The sequence below is a fragment of the Litoribacter ruber genome (assembly GCF_018500185.1).
GTDB classification, from domain to species: Bacteria; Bacteroidota; Bacteroidia; order Cytophagales; family Cyclobacteriaceae; genus Litoribacter; species Litoribacter ruber.
In genome coordinates this window covers 47,137-60,249 of the sequence record NZ_JAHBGI010000006.1, presented here as the reverse complement: position 1 = coordinate 60,249, position 13,113 = coordinate 47,137, and the positions used below count along the sequence as shown (strand labels likewise).

The following is a 13,113-nucleotide window of genomic DNA, read 5'->3' as shown; positions in this document are numbered from 1 at the left end:
GGCTGCCTGTTGATAGGCAGCCTTTTTACTTTACATCCCACCTTCGTTGGTGAGGTTGTGAAGTTTCCCAAGTTCTTGATCAATTGTCCAAAGACCAATACCCGCTTCTCCAATGATGTCGAAAATTTCCAATGCTCTTCTTGCCAGGGTCTCCTCTTCTCTCTGCTCGGTGACATACCATTGCATAAAGCTGAACGTGGCGAAATCCTTAACCTCAAAGCAATGGTCCACAATCTTGTTGATCGATTTGGTTACCTGGATCTCATGCTCCAAGATCAGTTCAAATACCTCCCTCAAAGAGTTGAAGTGATGCTGAATGCTGTCGATAGCCGGCTGGATGGCGTGTCCCCCCGCTTCATTGATATAATGGAAAATTTTCAGCATGTGCTGTCTTTCCTCTTCGGAGTGGGCATAAAGATGCTTCGCTGCGTTGGCATAACCCATCATGTCACACCAAGATGCCATTGAGAGGTAGTAAGCTGAAGACTTGCCTTCCATCTCAATCTGTTTGTTGAGGTGCTTTTCCGTATCATGAAGAAGCGAACGCTTCAGAGTTACTATTTCTTTACCTTTCATATGTGATTAATGTTTAATTGTTCCAAATGATATTAACAAAACTAATCAAAAATTAAGCTTAATAGTTCTGTTTCTGCTAATTTGGAATTGGTATAATTAAATATCTTAGAATAATATTCTGTTGATTTAATTTATACTTAATTTAAATAAATTGTCTTTGGTTATTTTATTACCTGAACCTGGATATAGGAAGGATGCTCCTCTGAGAAATAGACCGTATGGTCAGCCTTTATAAAGTCCTCTTCTTCAGCTTTGAAAATGTTGTCCACGTATTTTTGAGGGTTTCGATCAATAAGGGGAAACCATGTGCTCTGAACTTGGAACTGGATTTTGTGACCCTTTTTAAAGGTGTGAAGTACGTCCTGTAATTGGAATATAACTTCTGTCACTTCTTCTGGTGTAAAAGGCTTTGGATCCGAGAAGCTTTCCCTGTATCTACCCCTTATCACCTCCGAACGCACCATCTGGTGGTAGTTGCCCATTTGCATGCCGTCCTGTACGTGGTCATGGTTAGGCGTATCGGCCGGATATACATCCACCAACTTTACCACCCAATCGGCATCGGTTCCGGTGATGGAAACCATCAGGTTGGCGAAAATTTCTCCCGCCATCGTGACATCTTCCTCCAATACCTCAGTTTCAAATACCAACACATCAGGACGACGTGCGGCAAAACGCTGGTCATCGGCCATGTATTTTCTTGGTGTGAAATTAAGTTTGATGTCCTGACTGTAGGGGACGGGTTTGTTGGGATCCGAGGTGAATGTTTCCTTTCCTTCTCCAGTTGGTTTGTCGCGGCTGGTCTTTTCATTTGCATGGAAATAATAGGAGACTTGTTCAGCCTCACTTGGCGGCCAAGTGTCAAAGGTGAACCATTCCTTTTTCCCTGTATCAAACATGTAAGCCTCAGGCAGGTCAGTTTGGCCATCTGCATCACCCTTGAGGAAATGGTGGAAAAACTTAGACTCAATATTTTCCTGATACCAGGTTGAAATGGAATCCCCAAAATACACATTGGAGACCGTCTGAACACCCCGCTCCCGTGCCCAGTCTCCATGAGACCACGGTCCCATCACAATGGTGTTGTAGTTGTCGTTATGCTTTTCGATAGTCTTATAACCGTATAAGTCTTCCGCATCAAACCAGCCACCTACTACCATCACAGCAGGCTTGATGTCCTCTTTCAGGTGGGGGATAATGGATCTTTCTTGCCAAAATTCATTGTAATCAGGATTTTCCTTGAGTTGGGTCCAGAAGAAATTATCCTCCTTATAATATTTGTCAGCATTTTTCAAGGGGCCCATGTCCATGAAGAACTGGTAACCGTCTTTCGTCCCTGGGTCTACCATTTCGTACCAGGCCTTATCTGTTGGGCCATCGTGCTGATAGCCAAAGACCGTGGTCGCCAGCCAGTAGCTGAGGAAGTAGGCGCCATTGTGGTGGAAATCGTCGAAATAAAAGTCACCAATTGGCGCTTGAGGCGAAACAGCTTTTAGGGCTTCATGGGCAAAAGGCAGTGAGGCAGCCGAATAAAAGCCAGGGTAGCTGATGCCCCATTGGCCAAACCTGCCGTTGTTGTTATCTACATTTTCCAAGAGCCACTCAATGGTGTCATAGGTGTCGGTGCTCTCATCGATTTCCGTCATGCCTTCCTTGCGAAAAGGAACAGTCGGGCGCATATTGTCATAATCGCCTTCGGACATCCATCTGCCTCTCACATCCTGGTAGACGAAAATGTATCCATCCCGCATCATTTTTTCGGAAGGGCCCAAAGCAGGCTTAAATTTGTCCTCCCCATAAGGACCAGCGCTATAGGGTGTCCTTTGCATCACCACGGGATAATCCTGACTTGTGTCCTTAGGAGAATAGACTACGGTGTGGAGTTTGACCCCATCACGCATGGGGATCTGATATTCTTTCTTTTCATAATTGTCCTGTACATAGGACTGGGCAAAAGAAAGGGGTTGGATCAATACCAACAATAAAAAGGCAAAAGTGAGTTTTTTCATCATGGGTTCAATTTTGTGCTAATCTAATATACCAAAAACCTTAAAAAAACGCCAAAGAATATGATAAGGAGTGATATTTGGGGATAATTCACTAAAATTGTCCTATGAAGAAAATTGCACTTATCCCAGCCCGATATGCGGCCACCCGATTCCCGGCCAAGCTAACGGCAGACCTTTGCGGGAAACCCGTGATCGTGAGAACTTATTTGAGTACTGTGGCCTCAGGTGTTTTTGACGAGGTAGTGGTGGTGACCGATCACCAGGAGATTAAATCTTTGATTGAAAAGGAGGGCGGAAAGGTTTTTTTCAGTGAAACGGAGCATCAAAGCGGTTCGGATAGGATAGCAGAGGCTGCCAAAGAGCTGGATGGGGATGTGGTGGTAAATGTGCAGGGCGATGAGCCGTTTCAGGATTCAGAGTCCCTTTCGAAGCTAGTGGTAGTATTTGAAGATGATGAAGTTCAAGTGGCATCGCTGATGACTGGCATTCAGGATGTACAACAATACAATGATCCCAATGCCGTAAAAGTGGTAGTAGATCAGAAAGGCTACTCCATGTATTTTAGCCGATCCCCAGTTCCTTATTTTAGAAATCAGGATATTCAGAAAAATGTATATAGGCACATCGGGGTGTATGCCTATAGAAAAAATGCTTTGATCGCATTTACCCAGCTTCCAAAATCCTATCTGGAAGAAGCTGAAATGCTGGAACAGCTGAGGTTATTGGAGGCAGGGATAAAAATAAAAATGGTCTACACCGACCATGAGACCATTGCAATTGACACCCCCGCTGATCTGGGAAAGGCAATTGAATTTTATAAATCAGAAAAGGGGCATTAATCCCTTAACTGAATATTTTTCTCATACCAGTCTGCGCCAAAATATCCACCTAAGTACATAAGTAGGTATACCGGCAATAGGTAGATCATATTGGAGTATTCTTTGCCCACAAAGAAAAAACAGGTGATGGTAGTGATCACCAAAAGGGGAGGGGTAAGAATCTTAAAGTATTTGAAAATGCCAGCTCCCACCAAAAACAATAGGACCGGGTAGGTCATTTTCAGGAAAAATGTTTCGTATCCAGCAATATGGATGGGGTCGAAGGTGCCAGCAATGTTAAGAGAAAAGACAATAATAAAAGTCCAAACAGCTAGAAAAAGGGATATTTTGAAAACTCGCATTGATTTGTGTTTAGTTATTATAATTATAACTGGTGCAAATTTCCGCAATTAACCAACACCATACAATACCGCGATCGGGGTATTTTTTACATCCCACAAATTATAATCCAACTATTTTCGTACTGCTAGCTGTTTGGAATTATTTATTAAAATCTTACCGGTGAGGTTCTCACCTGAGGCTCTTTAATGGTAATAAACGACTCATTTTCCTTGGCATGGCAGGAATTGCAACCGGTGGTAAACGTCCTGAATCCTTCCAAAAATGCGTTTTTGTCTCCTTGAAGAATTAAATCTTCCATCATCGCAATTTCATTGTCGATAAAGTGCTGCGCATTATCTGCTCTGGCCGGTCTTCTTTTCATTCCGTCTTCCAAAGTTTCGAGTAGGTGCTCTAACTGGTGGTCGGCATAGTCCCAGTTTTCATCCTGGCCCGCCCAATAAAGTTCGCTGTATCTATAGGCCACTTCCACCATGGTCCGGCTGAAGCCACCCATTTGGTTGGCGAGTTCTTCGAATTTCTCGTTTTGGTCACCTTTCAGCCAGCCGTCAGTTCCTACAGCCTGCTGGTCCTGATTGTTGTCACACGAGGAAAGGGTGAATGCGGCCAAGCCTGCGATTGCAAAAGCTTTAAATATTCTCATGATATTTCGTTTAATAGGTTCAACGTATGTACGGCAGCCAATCCAGCGGTTTCGGTTCTCAAGCGGCTGTGGCCCAGAGAACAGGGTTTGAAGCCTGCCTCAATTGCTGCATTTATCTCATCAGGGCTGAAATCTCCTTCCGGCCCAACCAAAATTAGGTATTTATTTTTGGGATTTGCCAATTCAAAGAGATGATTGGGGATGTTTTGATCCACATAGGCGATAAATTTTTCAAAAGGTGCATAGTGGGGATCAGCGATGATGTCCTTGAAATCCAAACCGGTTTCTATTTCCGTCAATACACTCTTCAGGCTTTGCTTCATGGCCGAAACAGCCTTCTTCTCCAACCGATCGGACTTGAGGAAATTTCTTTCGGAATTATCCGTTTTCATGAGGATCATCCTATCCAGCCCTATTTCCACCGTTTTTTCTGTCATCCACTCCATTCTGTCCGCATTTTTGGTAGGGGCAATTGCCAAGTGGATTTGGTAGGGCTTTTCAGGGGCTATGGTTTCCTCCAATACCTGTAGGGTGGTGCTCTTTTGGGAAATGGAGTCAATCCGGCAAAGAGCTATTTTGCCCTTTCCATCGGTGAAGTGAATCTGGTCTCCGACTTTCTTTCTCAGTACTTTAATCAGATGCTTTGATTCTTCTCCCGGCAATTGGAAAGTAGGGGAGGTAAGCTCTGGATGGTAAAAAAGCTGCATAAATTTTTACTTTAAAGAATTCAAAAATAGTCAAAAATACCTGAAAACTCTTTATTCTTAAATTATTAAGGATTATTTGAACAATTATTTGTAAAATTTTTTGTTAGGCCAAAAGGATTTATTTCAAATGTTAAATTCCATTTTTTTTATTTGAAATAACTTATTTATCAAAATTGATTTTTCATAGATAAAATTGATTTTGAATAAGATTGGAATTTCCGTTATTGGTAGAATGTTTTGCGCAAAAACATTTAAAAGTATTTTGTTTTACATACCCTTATTTAAATGAAATTTATGGTCAATTTTAGAGTAAAGGCAGTTGCAGCATTTGCAATAGCAGGAATGATTTTTTCCTCTTGCCAAAATGAAAACATGGATGACTTTGCCAGTGAGGCAAAGGTAGATGAAACCCTGATTCCAGGCCAATACATAGTAGTATTGAAAGAAACTGGACTGAAAACCATCCAAAATTGGGGAGCCAGAAAGGATGAGGATAGAAATGCCCGCCTTAAAGGCTACGATGAGTTGCAGGAAGCTTTGAGAAAAGAGGTTTTGGAAGGATTCCGATTAAAACCGGAGCAAGTGGATCACGTATTTGGATCTGCTTTGGCAGGATTCTCAGCCCGCTTGAGTCCTGATGAACTTGCTGATTTGGAAAAGGATGATCGGGTAGAATTTATCGAGCAAGATCAAATCTATTACCTGGAAGATTTCAAGATGCCAAACATGTTTGTAAACAGCATCCTGCTTCAGTCTGGAGGCAGTGGCCAGACTACCCCTTGGGGCATCACCGAGATCGGTGGGGCAGTAAATGCTTCGGGACTTAATCGCTGGGCATTTGTCATTGACAGCGGTATTCAGCTCAACCACCCAGACCTGAATGTAAACTCCCAATATGGAAGATCCTTTGTGTCTGGCTATTCATCGCCTACAGATCAAAATGGTCACGGAACCCACGTAGCGGGTACTATCGCTGCCATTCACAACACCATTGGAGTAATCGGCGTGGCTGCCGGAGCTACTGTGGTACCGGTAAGAGTATTCGGTCCAACTGGCGGCTCTGCCACTTCTACTATTGTGTCGGGAATCGATTACACCACTCAGGTGGCCTTGGCTAACGATGTGGCCAACCTAAGCTTGGGCGGTCCTGCTTCAACTGCTTTGGATAATGCGGTAAGGAATCTGGCAGCCAAGGGCGTATTTTGCGCTATCGCAGCGGGGAATGAAAGCCAAAACGCCAACAATGTTTCTCCAGCAAGAGCCACAGGTACCAGGCTTTACACTATTTCCGCTTATGATATCAACGGTAGATTTGCTTCATTTTCCAACTTTGGAAACCCGCCAATTGTGGTTTCTGCACCTGGGGTAAATATCTACTCTACTTGGATAGGAAGCGGCTACCGCGCCATCAACGGAACCTCCATGGCTACTCCTCACGTGGCTGGAATCCTTTTGGCAAACAACGGTACGGTAAGATGGTCAGGTTATGTTACCAATGATCCGGATGGTAACCCCGACCGAAAAGCTAGAAGATAATAACAATGCGGTAAAAATAGAAAAAGCGCCATCAACTTGATGGCGCTTTTCTTTTTAACATTAACCTTTATAAACTAATCAACCTTTTGAAAGCTCAATATTTACTGCTTTACCTTTGATGGTATTAGAATTCATAACGTCGATTACATGCTTGGCATCCTTAGAAGGAACGTCCACAAAAGAGAAGTTGTCGAAAATATCGATTCCTCCAATGCTTCTGCCTGGTACTCCGGTTTCACCGGCGATAGCACCTACAATGTCATTCGGTCTGATTCTGTCTTTTTTACCAAGATTAAGGAACAACCTAGCCATGTTGGCATCTCTAGGGCCTTTTTCTCTGGAACGACGCGCACCTGGTCCAGCACCTCTTTCAGGTCTTTCTCCACGAACACCACGTCTGGCTCCTCTATCACCTCTGTCACCTCTTTCTCTGTCTCTTGAAGGTCTGCTTAGATCCAAATCGAAATTGAAATCTGAAACTTCTTTCAAAGATCCACCTAGTTGAAGTTTCATCAGTCCGATGGTAATTTGCTCCAGGCTCAAGCCTTCAGTCAGCATCTGGCCAATAGCAGCTTCGTAGAACTGCGTATCTTCCTCAATGGAAAGTTGTCTGTAAACATCTTTTACCAATTGATCTTTCTTCAGCTCTACCAACTCATCAGCAGATGGAGGAGTCATTTTCTGAATGGAAGTTTTGATGAACTTTTCAAGATCTCTCAATCTGAAACCATCTTTTCTTCCAGTTATGAAGTTAATGGCAGTACCGGATTTACCCGCTCTACCGGTTCTTCCGATTCTGTGAACGTAATTCTCTTCGTCCAAAGGAAGGTCATAGTTAAATACAGCCTCCACATTGTCCACATCAATACCTCTAGCGGCAACATCAGTTGCTACCAAGACAGTACAATGTCCTTTACGGAACTTGTTCATTACTTTAGTACGCTGTGCTTGAGAAAGATCTCCGTGAAGAGCCTCAGCTTGGATGCCTCTGGCAATCAAACCTTCAGTTACTTCATCTGTAGCTCTTTTCGTGTTACAGAATACCACGCTTAGCGCGTATTGATTGATATTCATCAACCTTGTCATCAACTCCATCTTCAACGAAGGCTTAACTTCGTAGTAGTGTTGTGCGATGTTCTCAACAGTCAACTCTTTTCTCAATACCTTAACAATCTCAGGGTTGTCCTGATATTTTCTAGTAAGGTCCAAGATAGGCTTAGCCATAGTGGCAGAGAAGAATACCGTTTGTCTTTCTTCAGGCATTGAGCTTAATATTGTCTCAATGTCATCTCTAAAGCCCATGTCCAACATCTCATCCGCCTCATCCAAAATGATGATACCCACATTGTCTAGGTTCAAAGTCCTTCTGTTCATGTGATCCATGATACGTCCAGGGGTACCTACGACAATCTGAACACCTTTTTTAAGGCTTCTGATTTGTCTGTCAATTTGCTCGCCTCCATAAATACAAGTACTGGAGACGCCTTTTTTGTGTTTTGCTAATTTTACAATTTCACCTTCTACCTGTACGGCCAATTCCCTTGTAGGACAAAGGATCAACGCCTGAGGTTTGTTCAAAGATGGATCAACTTGATCAATAATCGGAATCCCAAAAGCTGCTGTTTTACCGGTACCAGTTTGTGCTTGGCCGATAACATCTTTTCCTTCCAAAAGGAATGGGATTGATTGTGCTTGAATAGTGGATGGATGGGTATAGCCCATGTCTTCCACGGCCCTTAAGATTTCAGCAGAAATCCCAAGGTCTGAGAATAATAATTCTTTTTCCATGATTTTTTCCTTACTTCTCTTTGCCATGATTTCCAGAAGTATCCCATACACGACAGACAGTAAGGAAACCCACGGCTTAGAAAAATGATAATTTTTAATTCGGGTGCAAAGGTAGGGGAAATATTTTGAATTACCAAGCAGGGTGGTAAAATCAATAAAATTTTGATGTTAATAAACCTAAAATAAAAGTGGATTATTTTGGAAGGCGGGCCTCAACCCGCCATCTGATTACATATGATTTTGTGAAAGGGATTTTACTTGGGCGATATACTTTTGCTCAGCCTCCTCTTTTGAGGTGCCCTTCAGTTTTTCCCAAGCATTATATTTCGCAGCTGCTTTAAAATCAAAGCCTCCCGGACGCTCGGTGTTGTTGTCACCTTCTGTAGCCTGCTTATATAGGCCGTAAAGCTTCAATAGGTTTTCATTATCAGGTTTGCTGGTGAATCTTTTTGTCAACGCAACCGCTTCTTCTAAATTGTTGATTTCCATAGTAAACTTGTTTTAGGTGTTTCGGTTTCCAAAACTAACCCAAATAGCTTAGAGTTTGTCGCCCGAACGGATAATTTTTGTTAAATGTCGGGGAAATCCGAGGAGCAAGATGGGGTAGTTAATAAAAAAAGGCTACCAAAGTTGGTAGCCTTTTAAACAAAATAAAACGGGTCTTATCTTTTGTTGATGGAAACGTAATCTCTTTCGTTTGCACCTGTATATACTTGTCTTGGACGGCCGATTGGCTCGTTGTTTTCTCTCATTTCTTTCCACTGAGCAATCCAGCCAGGAAGCCTACCTAGGGCAAACATTACTGTGAACATATCCGTAGGGATGCCTAGTGCTCTGTAGATGATACCGGAGTAGAAATCAACATTAGGATAAAGTTTTCTTTCTACGAAATATGGATCGTTCAAGGCAGCTTCTTCAAGCTCCTTGGCAATATCCAATACTGGATCATTCACTCCAAGCTTGGCCAATACATCGTCAGCGGCTTTTTTGATGATCTTAGCTCTTGGGTCAAAGTTTTTGTAAACTCTGTGTCCAAAGCCCATAAGTCTGAACGGGTCGTTTTTGTCTTTGGCTTTGTCCAAGAATTTCTTCGTGTCACCACCGTCAGCCTTAATAGCTTCAAGCATTTCAATTACAGATTGGTTTGCGCCGCCATGCAACGGTCCCCAAAGTGCGTTGATCCCTGCTGAGATAGATGCGTACAAGCTAGCATGAGAAGAACCCACAATTCTAACAGTAGAAGTAGAACAGTTCTGCTCATGGTCAGCATGAAGGATTAACAACTGATCAAGCGCTTTGGCCACAACTGGGTCTACATCATAGTTCTCAGCCGGTAAGGCAAACATCATCTTCAAGAAGTTGGAGCAATAGTCCAAGCTGTTGTCAGGATAGTTTACCGGATGGCCTACTTCATTCTTATATGCCCAAGCCGCGAATGTTGGCATTTTAGCCAATAGACGGACGATGCTTAGGTTAACATCTTCAGCAGATCTATTAGGATCCAGTGAATTAGGATAGAAAGCAGTGAGGGAACAGATCAAAGAAGAAAGAACGCCCATCGGGTGAGCATTGGAAGGGAAACCGTCCAAGATCTTCTTGATGTCTTCGTGTACTAAAGTGTGGGTGGTTACTTCTCTGCTGAATTTTTCGTATTCCGATTGGTTGGGCAGCTCGCCATAGATGAGAAGGTATGCCACTTCAAGGAAGGTGGACTTTTCAGCAAGGTCTTCGATTCTGTAGCCTCTGTATCTGAGGATACCCTGCTCACCATCCAAAAATGTGATGGCACTTTTTGTGGAACCTGTGTTCTTATATCCTGGGTCAATCGTGATCAGCCCAGATTCACCTCTCAACTTGGCAATATTTACTGCCTTCTCATTTTCAGTACCTTCGATTACAGGAAGCGAATACTCTTTTCCATCAAAGGATAACTTAGCAAATTCAGACATAAAGTTTATATTTTATATGTAGTTAAATTCTAAAGAATAATTTAAAATTCTGGCATTAAGTTAACAATATTGGGCATAAAATACACGATAAATTATTTCAACTGGTGCATTTTGTGATGAGAGCTGTGAATTTTTATTGCTTATTTTTTCCCAATTCCCTTTTTCTCTTTGAGCCTTGAAGCGGGACCATATTCTTTATATGAAGGTTAGCGCCCAAACCAAAACAAAATTCTGAACCAAAGGTTTTTCAATGCCTATAGGTATTTAGCAAAAAAGCCCATGCGGGCTTTTTAATTTTTTAACAATAGTGCTCAAATACCTCAACAAGGTGGTCACCTATCAACTGGGCATTCCGGCCTTCGATGTGGTGCCTTTCAAGGAAGTGAACCAATTCACCATCCTTAAATAAAGCCATGGCAGGTGAGGAAGGAGGATAGGGAAGGGTATATTCTCTCACTTTTTTCACCGCCTCGGTATCGTTTCCAGCAAATACGGTGGCTAAGGTGCTTGGCTTTTTAGATGATTTCTCCAATGCGCTTCTCACTCCCGGTCGGGCCGCTCCTGCAGCACAGCCGCACACAGAATTGATCACAATAAAGGTTGTTCCTTTATGGCTTTTCAAGTGATTGTCTACATCATCGGCAGTTCTGAATTCCTGAAAACCAACTTCAGTCAATTCAGATCTCATTGGGGCTACTAATTCTTCTGGATACATAGTTATCTATTTTTATAAAAAACCTAATTCTAATTTGGCTGCCTCGGACATCATGTCCTGAGAGTAGGGTGGGTCAAAGGTAAGTTCTATCTCTACATTGTTGACACCCTGTATTTGTTGGATCTTGGACTTTACCTCTGAAGGGATAAATTCGGCAGCTGGACAATTTGGAGAGGTCAGTGTCATCAGCACATACACATTATTAACAGGGTATGCACTGATTTCATAAATCAATCCCAACTCGTATACATCCACCGGAATTTCAGGGTCATAAACCGTCTTGATGGCATTCACCACTTTTTCCTTAAGTTCAGGAATTTCCAACTGGGTATTATTTTCTGTTTCTTGGCTCATAGGGCGTTCATCTTGGACTGGTACGCTATTGCATAAAATTTCATCTGCTTGATCATGGCAGCCAAACCATTGGATCGCTGGGAACCAATGATGCCTCCCATTCCAATCTTTTCTATAAAATAAAGGTCAGCATTGATGATCTCCTGGGGAGTTCGGCCCGACATCACACGAATCAAAAGGCTGATCAGCCCTTTGGTAATATCGGTGTTGCTGTCGGCATGGAATACCACCTTGTCATCCTCGGTGGTGGTGATCAACCAAACTTTGGATTGGCAACCTTTAATAATATTGTCTTCAGTTTTTTCCTCTTCGGGAAAAGCTCCAAGTTGGTTGCCAAGCTCCATTATATAAAATATGGTAGATTCCCTGTCGTCCCCCAGGATTTCAAATTCATCGATGATTTCGTCCTGTACCTTATTGATGTCTGTCATTTGTTCTTTAGTTTGGCAATCTTGCTCACACTTTCGTAAAGCCTGTCCACTTCTTCCAATGTGTTGTAAACAGAGAAGGAAGCTCTAACAGTTCCCTCGATTCGGAATCTGTTCATCAAGGGCTGCGTGCAGTGATGGCCTGTTCTCACGGCAATTCCTCCGGCATCCAGCATCATTCCCACATCAAAGGGATGCATGCCCTGGATCAAAAATGACAGGACGCTTACCTTATTGTCGGCAGTGCCATAGGGGATAAACCCTTTAATGGATGAAAGTTTTTCGGTAGCGTAGGCGAGAAGCTCGTTTTCATGATCTACGATCTGCTTCTTACCGACCGTATTGACAAATTCCAAAGCTTTTTCGAAAGCAATCACATCCCCGATATTGGGTGTTCCTGCTTCAAACTTGAATGGAATTTCATTAAAAGTGGTCTTTTCAAAGCTGACTTCCTTGATCATCTCCCCGCCTCCCTGATAAGGTGGCATGGACTCCAATACTTCCCTTTTTCCATAAAGAACTCCTAGGCCGGTGGGACCGTAGATCTTATGGGCTGAAAAGGCAAAAAAGTCGCAATCGAGTTTTTGCACGTCGATCGTCAAGTGTGAGGAGGATTGTGCTCCATCAAGCATAACTTTGGCTCCCACGGCATGGGCTTTGGCAATGATTTCCTCTACAGGGTTAATCGTGCCCAAAGCATTGCTGACATGAACGATGGAAACTAACTTGGTTTTTGATGTAAGTAGCTTTTCAAATTCCTCAAAAATAATCTCTCCCTTATCATTGATAGGAATAACCTTGAGAATGGCGCCCACCTCCTCGCAGAGCAGTTGCCAGGGTACTATATTGGAATGGTGTTCAAGGGTTGAAATGATTACCTCGTCGCCTTTTTTAACAAACTTTCTCCCAAAGGAGGAAGCTACCAAGTTTATGCTTTCAGTGGTGCCTTTGGTGAAAATAACTTCTTCCACTTCTTTTGCCCCAATAAATTTCTGGATGAGCTCTCTGGTATTCTCGTATTTTCGGGTAGCCCTATCCGCCAGGGTGTGGGCACCACGATGAATGTTTGAATTGTCAGTTTTGTAATAATAGTCAAGCGCCTCGATAACAGAAAGGGGTTTCTGAGTCGTGGCAGCATTGTCTAGATAGACCAAAGGCTTCCCATTTACTTCTTGGTGAAGTATCGGAAAGGAAGCCCTGATGTCTTGGATATTTAAACTCATATATTGC

The 13,113-nt window shown here is 42.8% G+C and carries 14 protein-coding genes; 2 read left to right on the top strand and 12 right to left on the bottom strand.

The window, feature by feature from the left end; genetic code table 11:
- Window positions 1–30 precede the first annotated feature (30 nt).
- Together KIH41_RS10350 and KIH41_RS10345 are read right to left on the bottom strand one after the other, a co-directional pair.
- Window positions 31–576 (bottom strand): ferritin, encoded by a 546-nt coding sequence (locus tag KIH41_RS10350; protein WP_213946048.1) that lies wholly within the window; start codon window positions 574–576, stop codon window positions 31–33.
- A gap of 161 nt (window positions 577–737) precedes the next feature.
- Window positions 738–2,585, bottom strand: a complete 1,848-nt coding sequence (locus KIH41_RS10345; protein ID WP_214162410.1) for a CocE/NonD family hydrolase — start codon at window positions 2,583–2,585, stop codon at window positions 738–740.
- A gap of 104 nt (window positions 2,586–2,689) precedes the next feature.
- Between KIH41_RS10345 and kdsB the strand changes: the two genes are divergently transcribed.
- Window positions 2,690–3,424: a 3-deoxy-manno-octulosonate cytidylyltransferase gene (kdsB, locus tag KIH41_RS10340; RefSeq protein ID WP_214162350.1), complete on the top strand. Its 735-nt coding sequence runs from the start codon at window positions 2,690–2,692 to the stop codon at window positions 3,422–3,424.
- On the opposite strand, the gene KIH41_RS10335 is transcribed toward kdsB, so the two are convergent.
- The 3 genes from KIH41_RS10335 to KIH41_RS10325 form a co-directional block, all read right to left on the bottom strand.
- Complete coding sequence (locus KIH41_RS10335) at window positions 3,421–3,765, bottom strand: hypothetical protein (protein ID WP_213946046.1); 345 nt, start codon at window positions 3,763–3,765, stop codon at window positions 3,421–3,423. The genes kdsB and KIH41_RS10335 overlap by 4 nt on opposite strands.
- 146 nt (window positions 3,766–3,911) lie before the next feature.
- On the bottom strand, window positions 3,912–4,406 hold the full coding sequence (locus KIH41_RS10330; protein ID WP_213946045.1) for a hypothetical protein: 495 nt from the start codon (window positions 4,404–4,406) through the stop codon (window positions 3,912–3,914).
- Window positions 4,403–5,113: a 16S rRNA (uracil(1498)-N(3))-methyltransferase gene (locus KIH41_RS10325; protein WP_214162349.1), complete on the bottom strand. Its 711-nt coding sequence runs from the start codon at window positions 5,111–5,113 to the stop codon at window positions 4,403–4,405. Before KIH41_RS10325 ends, KIH41_RS10330 begins: the two co-directional genes overlap by 4 nt.
- Before the next feature lie 294 nt (window positions 5,114–5,407).
- On the opposite strand from KIH41_RS10325, the gene KIH41_RS10320 reads away from it, so the two are divergent.
- Complete coding sequence (locus KIH41_RS10320; protein WP_214162348.1) at window positions 5,408–6,649, top strand: S8 family peptidase; 1,242 nt, start codon at window positions 5,408–5,410, stop codon at window positions 6,647–6,649.
- Window positions 6,650–6,727: 78 nt separating this feature from the next.
- Here the strand turns inward: KIH41_RS10320 and KIH41_RS10315 are convergent, their stop codons facing one another.
- From KIH41_RS10315 to KIH41_RS10285, 7 genes are all read right to left on the bottom strand, one after another.
- Window positions 6,728–8,437: a DEAD/DEAH box helicase gene (locus tag KIH41_RS10315; protein WP_213946105.1), complete on the bottom strand. Its 1,710-nt coding sequence runs from the start codon at window positions 8,435–8,437 to the stop codon at window positions 6,728–6,730.
- A gap of 228 nt (window positions 8,438–8,665) precedes the next feature.
- Complete coding sequence (locus tag KIH41_RS10310; RefSeq protein ID WP_213946042.1) at window positions 8,666–8,926, bottom strand: acyl-CoA-binding protein; 261 nt, start codon at window positions 8,924–8,926, stop codon at window positions 8,666–8,668.
- 173 nt (window positions 8,927–9,099) lie between these two features.
- Complete coding sequence (locus tag KIH41_RS10305) at window positions 9,100–10,386, bottom strand: citrate synthase (protein WP_213946041.1); 1,287 nt, start codon at window positions 10,384–10,386, stop codon at window positions 9,100–9,102.
- 298 nt (window positions 10,387–10,684) lie between these two features.
- Window positions 10,685–11,101, bottom strand: coding sequence for a BrxA/BrxB family bacilliredoxin (locus KIH41_RS10300; protein ID WP_213946040.1), 417 nt, complete (start codon window positions 11,099–11,101; stop codon window positions 10,685–10,687).
- 12 nt (window positions 11,102–11,113) lie between these two features.
- Window positions 11,114–11,455, bottom strand: coding sequence for a DUF59 domain-containing protein (locus KIH41_RS10295; protein ID WP_213946039.1), 342 nt, complete (start codon window positions 11,453–11,455; stop codon window positions 11,114–11,116).
- Window positions 11,452–11,886, bottom strand: a complete 435-nt coding sequence (locus tag KIH41_RS10290) for a SufE family protein (RefSeq protein ID WP_213946038.1) — start codon at window positions 11,884–11,886, stop codon at window positions 11,452–11,454. Before KIH41_RS10290 ends, KIH41_RS10295 begins: the two co-directional genes overlap by 4 nt.
- Window positions 11,883–13,106 carry a cysteine desulfurase gene (locus KIH41_RS10285; RefSeq protein WP_213946037.1) on the bottom strand — a complete coding sequence of 408 codons (1,224 nt, stop codon included), beginning with the start codon at window positions 13,104–13,106 and terminating at the stop codon, window positions 11,883–11,885. Before KIH41_RS10285 ends, KIH41_RS10290 begins: the two co-directional genes overlap by 4 nt.
- Window positions 13,107–13,113 lie beyond the last annotated feature (7 nt).

Excerpts from the sequence above, each read along its gene's own strand:
- KIH41_RS10350 (WP_213946048.1), bottom strand. The coding sequence starts at position 576 with ATGAAAGGTAAAGAAATAGTAACTCTGAAGCGTTCGCTTCTTCATGAT.
- KIH41_RS10345 (WP_214162410.1), bottom strand. The coding sequence starts at position 2,585 with ATGAAAAAACTCACTTTTGCCTTTTTATTGTTGGTATTGATCCAACCC.
- kdsB (WP_214162350.1), top strand. The coding sequence starts at position 2,690 with ATGAAGAAAATTGCACTTATCCCAGCCCGATATGCGGCCACCCGATTC.
- KIH41_RS10335 (WP_213946046.1), bottom strand. The coding sequence starts at position 3,765 with ATGCGAGTTTTCAAAATATCCCTTTTTCTAGCTGTTTGGACTTTTATT.
- KIH41_RS10330 (WP_213946045.1), bottom strand. The coding sequence starts at position 4,406 with ATGAGAATATTTAAAGCTTTTGCAATCGCAGGCTTGGCCGCATTCACC.
- KIH41_RS10325 (WP_214162349.1), bottom strand. The coding sequence starts at position 5,113 with ATGCAGCTTTTTTACCATCCAGAGCTTACCTCCCCTACTTTCCAATTG.
- KIH41_RS10320 (WP_214162348.1), top strand. The coding sequence starts at position 5,408 with ATGGTCAATTTTAGAGTAAAGGCAGTTGCAGCATTTGCAATAGCAGGA.
- KIH41_RS10315 (WP_213946105.1), bottom strand. The coding sequence starts at position 8,437 with ATGGAAAAAGAATTATTATTCTCAGACCTTGGGATTTCTGCTGAAATC.
- KIH41_RS10310 (WP_213946042.1), bottom strand. The coding sequence starts at position 8,926 with ATGGAAATCAACAATTTAGAAGAAGCGGTTGCGTTGACAAAAAGATTC.
- KIH41_RS10305 (WP_213946041.1), bottom strand. The coding sequence starts at position 10,386 with ATGTCTGAATTTGCTAAGTTATCCTTTGATGGAAAAGAGTATTCGCTT.
- KIH41_RS10300 (WP_213946040.1), bottom strand. The coding sequence starts at position 11,101 with ATGTATCCAGAAGAATTAGTAGCCCCAATGAGATCTGAATTGACTGAA.
- KIH41_RS10295 (WP_213946039.1), bottom strand. The coding sequence starts at position 11,455 with ATGAGCCAAGAAACAGAAAATAATACCCAGTTGGAAATTCCTGAACTT.
- KIH41_RS10290 (WP_213946038.1), bottom strand. The coding sequence starts at position 11,886 with ATGACAGACATCAATAAGGTACAGGACGAAATCATCGATGAATTTGAA.
- KIH41_RS10285 (WP_213946037.1), bottom strand. The coding sequence starts at position 13,106 with ATGAGTTTAAATATCCAAGACATCAGGGCTTCCTTTCCGATACTTCAC.